We start from the raw sequence: 6,998 nt of genomic DNA on the forward strand, positions 1-6,998 counted from the left end.
AACGCCCGGCGCCGCGTGAGGAAGTGATCCTTCTGCATGTGACATCAGTCGCCCAGCGGAAGGCCGACGCACTTCAGCGACACCGGTGTGGCGGCACGAATCCACCCACTCGGCGCAGTGCCGCGTCAACGGCGATAGCCTCGCGGCGTGAGGGAACAGGAATCCCAGCGGTTCGAGCGCGGCACCGACGGGCCCAAGGTGATCGTCGTGGGAGTGGACGGCTCCGACTCCTCGATGCGGGCCGCTGCCTACGCCTCGGGGCTGGCCCGCCGGCAGGGCGCGCTGCTCGCCCTGGTGTACGTGCAGCCGGTGATGGCGGCGGGCGCGGCGCTGGGGGCGCCGGTGGCGGCGGTCACCGACGAGATCGCCGAGGATCTGATGGCGCAGATCCGGGAGGCGACCGAGCGGGTGCGCGGGATCTTCGAGGTGCGCTGGGAGTTCCACACGTTCCGCGGCGACCCCTACAACGGCCTGGTGCGGGCCGCGGACGACCTCAAGGCGGACGCCGTGGTGGTCGGCGCCTCCGAACAGGCGGGCCACCGCTTCGTCGGCTCAGTGGCGGTACGGCTGGTGAAGGCGGGCCGCTGGCCGGTGACGGTGGTTCCGTAAACCGACGGGACTGCGCCTGGCCGACACCCGGCGCCCGGGGTCTCGCCTGGCCCGGAGATGCGTGTGCCCGGGAGATGTGCACGCCCCGGAGGTGTGCGTGGCGTCTTCCGTCGTGACCGGGACGGGGGCATCATGATCCGCCGTCAGCCGTTTGCCGATCGTGAAGAGGTGAGGCGTGTGGCCGGGCTCCGTATGGGTGAGGGCATTCTCCGCCGCAAACCCATCGAACACATCGAGGAGACGGAAGTCGGCGAGGGCACGCGGCTGGACCGCACCCTCGGTCTGGGACAGCTGACCGCGATCGGCGTGGGCGGCATCATCGGCGCCGGCATCTTCACGCTCGCGGGAACTGTCGCCAACGGCACGGCCGGGCCCGCGGTGCTGGTCTCCTTCCTCATCGCCGGTGTCGCCAGCGCCGCCGCCGCGCTGTCGTACGCGGAGTTCGCGGGCCTCATCCCGAAGGCGGGCTCGGCGTACACCTACGGCTACGCGGTGCTCGGGGAACTGGCGGGCTGGTTCATCGGCTGGGACCTGCTGCTGGAGTACACGGCGATCGTGGCGGTGGTCGCCATCGGCATCTCCGGCTACTTCAGCTTTCTGCTGGACTCGATGGGCACGGAACTGCCGAACTGGATGCTGGGCGCCCCCGGCACCGGCGACGGTCATAAGGTCGACCTGTTCGCGGCGGTGCTGTGCCTGCTGATCGCCTTCCTGCTGAACCTGGGCATCAAGAACGCGGCCCGGTTCGAGACGGTGGTCGTGGTACTGAAGGTGCTGGTCGTGCTGCTGGTGATCGCGGTCGGCGTCTTCCACATCGACACCGCCAACTACAACCCGTTCTTCCCCTACGGCGTGGGCGGCGCGTTCACGGGCGCGGCGACCGTGTTCTTCGCCGTGTTCGGCTACGACGCGATGTCGACGGCGGCCGAGGAGTCCAAGGACGCGCAGCGGCACATGCCGAAGGCGATCATCTACTCGCTGATCATCTCGATGGTGCTGTACGTGGCGGCCTGCCTGGTGCTGACCGGCATGCAGAACTACACGGAGATCGATCCGGAGAGCGGCTTCTCGTCGGCGTTCGAGTCGGTCGGGCTGAGCGGCCTCGCGGACGTGATCGCGGTGGGCGCCATCATCGGCATCCTCACGGTGATGTTCACATTCATGCTGGGCGTGACGCGCGTGTGGTTCGCCATGTCGCGCGACGGGCTGCTGCCGCGCTGGTTCGCCAAGACCCACCCGACCCGGCACGTGCCGACGCGCGTGACCTGGATCGTGGGGGTCGCGTCGGCCCTGATCGCCGGGTTCCTGCCGATCGGGGAGGCGGCAGAGCTGACCAACATCGGCATCCTGCTGGCGTTCGTGGTGGTGTGCACGGCGGTGATCGTGCTGCGCTATCGCCGGCCGGAACTGCCGCGCAGCTTCCGCACCCCGTGGATGCCGGTGGTGCCGGCGGTGGGCGTGGTCTTCTCCATCTGGCTGATCACCTTCCTCCAGTGGCAGACCTGGGCCCGCTTCGCCGTCTGGTTCGCCCTCGGCCTGGTGATCTACTTCGGGTACTCGTACCGCCGCTCGGAACTGGCCCGCCGCGAGGGGCCGGCGGAGAAGGGGCGTTAGAGCCTCGACGGTGGACGTCGGCCGGCCTACTTCCCCATCACCAGCCCCTCCTGGGCCGCGCCCCGGCTCAGGACCACCTCGCGGATGCGGTCGCGTACGGCGTGCACCTCGGCGCCCTGGGCGAGGGCCTGGTTGAGGTTGACCACGCGGCCGGCGTCGACGTCGAAGAGCTGAGGGACGAACTCCGCGCGGGTCACCTCCCAGCGGGCGCCGGGGCGTGCGGGCGGGGTGAACGTGAAGCGGCCCAGGGTGGACTGGTTGCCGCGCGGGTCCCGTACACCGTCGTGGTTGAACATCTCGCCGGCGATCTGGTCGCCCATCCCGTAGATCACCCAGGTGCCGTTGACCTTCTCGTACGCCTGCGGGACATGGGCGTGGGTGCCGAGGATCAGGTCGATGTCGGGCCGGCCGCCGGTGCGGGAGGCCGTGAGCGAGCGGGCGAGGGTGACCTGCTGCTCGTCGGGGTTGTCCTGCCACTCGGTGCCCCAGTGCAGCGAGACCACGACGACGTCGGCGCCCGCCGTCCGGGCGGCCCGGGCGTCGGCGAGGATCCTCGCCTCGTCGATGAGGTTCACGGACCAGGACTGGTCGGGCGGGAACGGGGAGACGTTGGTGCCGTAGGTGTAGGCGAGGTGGGCGACCTGCGCCGGGCCGGCGCGCAGCACGGTCACCGTGCGGGCCTCCTGCTCGGTGCGGGCGGATCCGGCGTGCTGCACGCCGGCGCGGTCGAGGGCGTCCAGGGTGCGGCGGATGCCCTCGGCGCCCGCGTCGAGGCTGTGGTTGGAGGCGGTGGAGCAGCCGTCGTAGCCGGTGGCGGCGAGGCCGGCGGCGATCTCGGGCGGCGACTGGAAGGCCGGGTAGCCGGTGTAGACGCCGTCCGCGCCGTAGACGGTCTCCATGTGGCACAGCGCCACATCGGCGGGGGCGACGACGGAGCGGATGCCGGAGAGCATCGGGCGGAAGTCGTGGCCGGTGCCGCCGGCGTCGAAGCGGGCGCGGTCGATGATCGAGGTGTGCGGCAGGACGTCCCCGGAGGCGACCAGCGTGAAGCCGCGGTCGGCGGACGGGGCGGGATGTCCGGTGGCGGCGGGCCGGTGTTCCCTCGCCTGGCAGGCGGCGCCCGCGGCGAGGACGACGGTCAGGGCCAGGGCCACCTGTCTACTGCGTGCGATCATCATCTCACCCCGCTGTAGTCACATTTACTGACAAACAGGTAAGAAGCCCCTTGCGGTTCGTCGTGACTCCGACACGCTCTTTAGCCCGTCCGGCGTGCACGAACGGCCGTCTCGACCGTTCGTCGTACCGTTCGTCGACGCGATCGGCCGTTCGCCGCACACCCCTGTGCGCGCCCTGTCCCCGAGGGGCGCCGTGCGCTGCCATACGGCCATGACGGCCGGAATCACACTCACGAACGAGACGACCGCCGAGCACGAGCTCGCCGCCCTCCAGCGCGAGCACGGCCGGCCTCTCTTCGCGCTGCTGCTCCGGCTCTGCGACGGAGACCGGCAGCGGGCGGAGGACCTGGTCCAGGAGACGTTGCTGCGCGCCTGGCAGCATCCCGAGGCGCTGCGCGCGGACGCCTTCGACTCCGTACGGCCCTGGCTGCTGACGGTGGCGCGGCGGCTCGCCATCGACGCGCGGCGCGCCCGGCAGGCCCGGCCCGCCGAGGTGGGCGACGCGGTGCTGGAGCACGCGCGGGTGATCTCCGATCACGCGGAGCGGGCCGCGGCGACGCTCGATGTCCGCGAGGCTGTGAAGACACTCACTCCGGAGCACCGTGACGTACTGGTGCTCGTGTATTTCCAGGGGGCGAGTGTGGCGGAAGCGGCGCAGGCCCTGGGGATCCCGCCCGGTACCGTGAAGTCCCGCGCGTACTACGCGCTGCGCGCCCTGCGCAGGGTGCTTCCGGGATACGCCGCCGACCTGCGGTGAAACCGACGGTCGAGTCAAACCTCCGTAAAGCGCCTTGCCGACGACCCCGGTTGAGTAATCGGCTGTCCTCATCCGTGTTCCGGACCGGGGGCCCGGGTTCGGGCGACGCGCACGCACCGGAGGAAGGCAGGAAGGGATGCTGCACAGAGGTCACGAGAGCACGGACGGCGCCGGCGGAGGCGAACTGACCGTCCCCATGGCCTGGTTGTACGCCGAGTACATCGCCGACGAACTGCTGCGCAGCGGCGATCTGATGCCGCCGACGTCCTTCGAGTTCCGGGCCGGCCGGGACGCGCTGGCGCTCACCGTCTTCCTGTCCGACACCGAGGGCGAGCTCTCCGGCATCCGGGTGGTCACCCAGCTGGAGACCTGGCTGTCGCTGACCGCGTACGACCAGCCGTGGCAGGAGTGGGTCGAGGAGCGGCTGGCGGATCTGACCGCGGACGCGGTCGCGTCCGGCCGGAGCGGGCAGGACCCGGATCTGGAGCTGGCCAGGGCGGCGTGGCGCTGGCTCCAGGAGACCGAGTTGCTGGCGCCCGATCTCAACGCGGTGCCGGGCGGCGGCGCGGTCGCCGGCGAGGACGAGGGGCCGAAGGTGTGGACCCCCGCCTGGCAGCTGGGTCTGCCGCTCAGCCACCTCGCCATCCACCTGTTCTGAGTCCCGGCCTCCCGGGATCCCGGATTTTTCAGGTTTCCCGGAATCCGACCAATCCGAGCGGCGGGCGGCTCCGAATCCTTTGGTCACGATTCGGTGCGTGGCTTGAGTGATTCGGCTGCCTGGTGCGTACCGGTGGGAGCAAGGAGTAACCCCACCCGCACCCAACGGCACGAGGATTCGGCATGAGGTCCCTGGAGAGGCATCGCGACGTCGGCGCCTACGCGCTCGGCGTGCTGGACGAGGCGGAGGCGTTCCGCTTCGAGGACCACCTCATGGAGTGCCCCAGCTGCGCTGCCGAGGTGACCGAATTCGGTCCCACCACACGTCAGTTGATGCTCTACCGGCGCTCCACGCCGCGTCTTGTGCACCCGCTGGCCAAGCCCGGGCCGAGGATGCTGGACCGGCTGATGTCCGAGGTGACCGCGCGGCGCCGGGCGGGCCGTCGCAGGCTGCTGTTCGCGCTGGCGGCCTCGGTGGTGCTCGCGGTGTCCGCGCCGGCCGTCGCCATCGTCGCGGGCGGCGAGGACGCGCCGGTGAGCATCGAGGCGACCGACGAGCGGTCCGGGGTGTGGGCGGAGATCACGACGGAGGACCAGGCCTGGGGCAGCCAGGTGGAGCTGAAGGTCAAGGACGGCGCGGGTCCCCGCGCCTGCCACCTGGTGGTGGTCGGCCGCGACGGCAGCGAGGAGACCGTCACCAGCTGGAGCGTCCGCCACCACGACGCCCGCCCCAACACCATGCAGGCCGGGTCGGCGATGCACCCCGACGAGATCGCCCACTACGAGGTCCGCACGGCGGACGGCGAACACCTGGTGACCCTGAACCCGAAGTGAGCCCGCACCCGGGCCCACCCTGCGCACACCGGGACGGCCGGCTGCCTCCGGGACGACCTGCGCACACCGGCGTCGGTTCACTTCAGCAAGCGGGAGAGCCTCCGGTCGGCCAGGGGTTTGCCGCCCGTCTGGCAGGTCGGGCAGTACTGGAGGGACGAGTCGCTGAAGGAGACCTCGCGGATGGTGTCGCCGCACACCGGGCACGGTTCGCCGGTGCGGCCGTGGACCCTGAGTCCGCTCTTCTTCTCCGCCTTCAGCCGGCCCGCCGCGACCCCGCGGGAGCGTTCCACCGCCTCGCCGAGCGTGGTGCGCAGCGCCTCGTAGAGCCGGGTGGTCTCCTCGGGGCTCAGGGACGCTGCCAGTTTGAAGGGCGACATGCGGGCCGCGTGCAGGATCTCGTCGCTGTAGGCGTTGCCGACGCCCGCGATCAGGCTCTGGTCCCGCAGCGCGCCCTTGAGCTGCCGGCGTTCCCCGGTCAGCAGTGCGGCGAGGCGCCGCTCGTCGAAGTCGGGGGCCAGCGGGTCGGGGCCGAGCCGGGCCACGCCGGGCACCTGCCGCGGGTCGGTCACCACGTACACCGCGAGCCGCTTCTGGGTTCCGGCCTCGGTGAGGTCGAAGCCCGCGCCGGTCTCCAGGGCCACGCGCAGGGCGAGCGGTCCCTTGCCGGGGCGGGGCGGGCCGCTGGGCAGCTGGTCCTTCCACTGGAGCCAGCCCGCGCGGGCCAGATGGGTGACCAGGTGCGGGCCGCCGTCCGTGCGCAGATCCAGCAACTTGCCGTAGCGGTGCACGGCGGTGACCTCGTGGCCCTCGAGGGCCGTCAGCGGCGGGTCGTAGGTCTTCAGGACGCTGATCGCCACGGGCAGCACCCGGACGATCTCGTGGCCGACGAGGTGCTCGGTGAGGAAGTCCTTGAGCGCCTCGACCTCGGGGAGTTCCGGCATACGTCCAGAGTGCCACCCGGGGCCGAGGTGGTCAGGCCGACCGGGGCTGGGGCTCGGGCCGGGGCTGGGGCTCGGGCGCCACCACGAACTCGCACCACACGCACTTGCCGCCGCCGCGCGCCTCCACTCCCCACACGTCCGACAGCATCTCGACCAGCAGCAGCCCCCGTCCGGACACGCCCGAGTCCCCGGCCTCCCGGCGGCGCGGCAGGGCGCTGGAGGAGTCCTCGACCTCCACGCGCAGCCGCCGCTCGCTCCCGGTGAGGACCCTGAGGGTGACCACCGCGGCGCCCTCGGTGTGCATCAGGGCGTTGGTGATCAGCTCGTCGGCGACGAGTTCGATCTCGTCGGCGCGGTCCCGCCCGCCCCACGCCGCGACCGCGGCGCGGATCATGCGCCGGGCCTCGGACA

Annotated in this window: 8 protein-coding genes; 5 read left to right on the forward strand and 3 right to left on the reverse strand. The window is 71.5% G+C overall.

Annotated elements, in window-relative coordinates; genetic code table 11:
• Positions 1 to 147 precede the first annotated feature (147 nt).
• Together N4P33_RS30465 and N4P33_RS30470 are read left to right on the forward strand one after the other, a co-directional pair.
• A complete protein-coding gene (locus N4P33_RS30465) occupies positions 148 to 609 on the forward strand; it encodes a universal stress protein (protein WP_260830169.1) in 462 nt (153 codons plus the stop codon).
• Positions 610 to 786: 177 nt separating this feature from the next.
• Entirely contained in the window at positions 787 to 2,223 is a 1,437-nt protein-coding gene (locus N4P33_RS30470) for an amino acid permease (protein ID WP_260830170.1), read from the forward strand.
• Positions 2,224 to 2,249: 26 nt separating this feature from the next.
• Here the strand turns inward: N4P33_RS30470 and N4P33_RS30475 are convergent, their stop codons facing one another.
• The gene (locus N4P33_RS30475; protein ID WP_260830176.1) at positions 2,250 to 3,398 is read right to left on the reverse strand and encodes a CapA family protein; all 1,149 of its coding nucleotides are present in this window, start codon (positions 3,396 to 3,398) and stop codon (positions 2,250 to 2,252) included.
• Positions 3,399 to 3,609: 211 nt separating this feature from the next.
• On the opposite strand from N4P33_RS30475, the gene N4P33_RS30480 reads away from it, so the two are divergent.
• The 3 genes from N4P33_RS30480 (at position 3,610) to N4P33_RS30490 (ending at position 5,646) form a co-directional block, all read left to right on the forward strand.
• Entirely contained in the window at positions 3,610 to 4,155 is a 546-nt protein-coding gene (locus tag N4P33_RS30480; RefSeq protein WP_260830171.1) for a sigma-70 family RNA polymerase sigma factor, read from the forward strand.
• Positions 4,156 to 4,291: 136 nt separating this feature from the next.
• On the forward strand, positions 4,292 to 4,813 hold the full coding sequence (locus tag N4P33_RS30485; protein WP_260830172.1) for a hypothetical protein: 522 nt from the start codon (positions 4,292 to 4,294) through the stop codon (positions 4,811 to 4,813).
• Between the two features lie 182 nt (positions 4,814 to 4,995).
• Positions 4,996 to 5,646: a zf-HC2 domain-containing protein gene (locus tag N4P33_RS30490; RefSeq protein ID WP_260830173.1), complete on the forward strand. Its 651-nt coding sequence runs from the start codon at positions 4,996 to 4,998 to the stop codon at positions 5,644 to 5,646.
• A gap of 77 nt (positions 5,647 to 5,723) precedes the next feature.
• Here N4P33_RS30490 and N4P33_RS30495 read toward each other — a convergent pair whose 3' ends face one another.
• The gene (locus N4P33_RS30495) at positions 5,724 to 6,587 is read right to left on the reverse strand and encodes an Fpg/Nei family DNA glycosylase (RefSeq protein ID WP_260830174.1); all 864 of its coding nucleotides are present in this window, start codon (positions 6,585 to 6,587) and stop codon (positions 5,724 to 5,726) included.
• Between the two features lie 31 nt (positions 6,588 to 6,618).
• The coding region (locus N4P33_RS30500) for an ATP-binding protein (RefSeq protein ID WP_260830175.1) at positions 6,619 to 6,998 on the reverse strand (380 nt) is incomplete at its 5' end.

Origin of the sequence: Streptomyces sp. 15-116A (assembly GCF_025290915.1) — a bacterium.
Taxonomy (GTDB): Bacteria; Actinomycetota; Actinomycetes; order Streptomycetales; family Streptomycetaceae; genus Streptomyces.

Bases quoted from the DNA above. Each gene is read 5' to 3' on its own strand.
- N4P33_RS30475 (WP_260830176.1), bottom strand. From the start codon at position 3,398: ATGATCGCACGCAGTAGACAGGTGGCCCTGGCCCTGACCGTCGTCCTC.
- N4P33_RS30480 (WP_260830171.1), top strand. From the start codon at position 3,610: ATGACGGCCGGAATCACACTCACGAACGAGACGACCGCCGAGCACGAG.
- N4P33_RS30485 (WP_260830172.1), top strand. From the start codon at position 4,292: ATGCTGCACAGAGGTCACGAGAGCACGGACGGCGCCGGCGGAGGCGAA.
- N4P33_RS30490 (WP_260830173.1), top strand. From the start codon at position 4,996: ATGAGGTCCCTGGAGAGGCATCGCGACGTCGGCGCCTACGCGCTCGGC.
- N4P33_RS30495 (WP_260830174.1), bottom strand. From the start codon at position 6,587: ATGCCGGAACTCCCCGAGGTCGAGGCGCTCAAGGACTTCCTCACCGAG.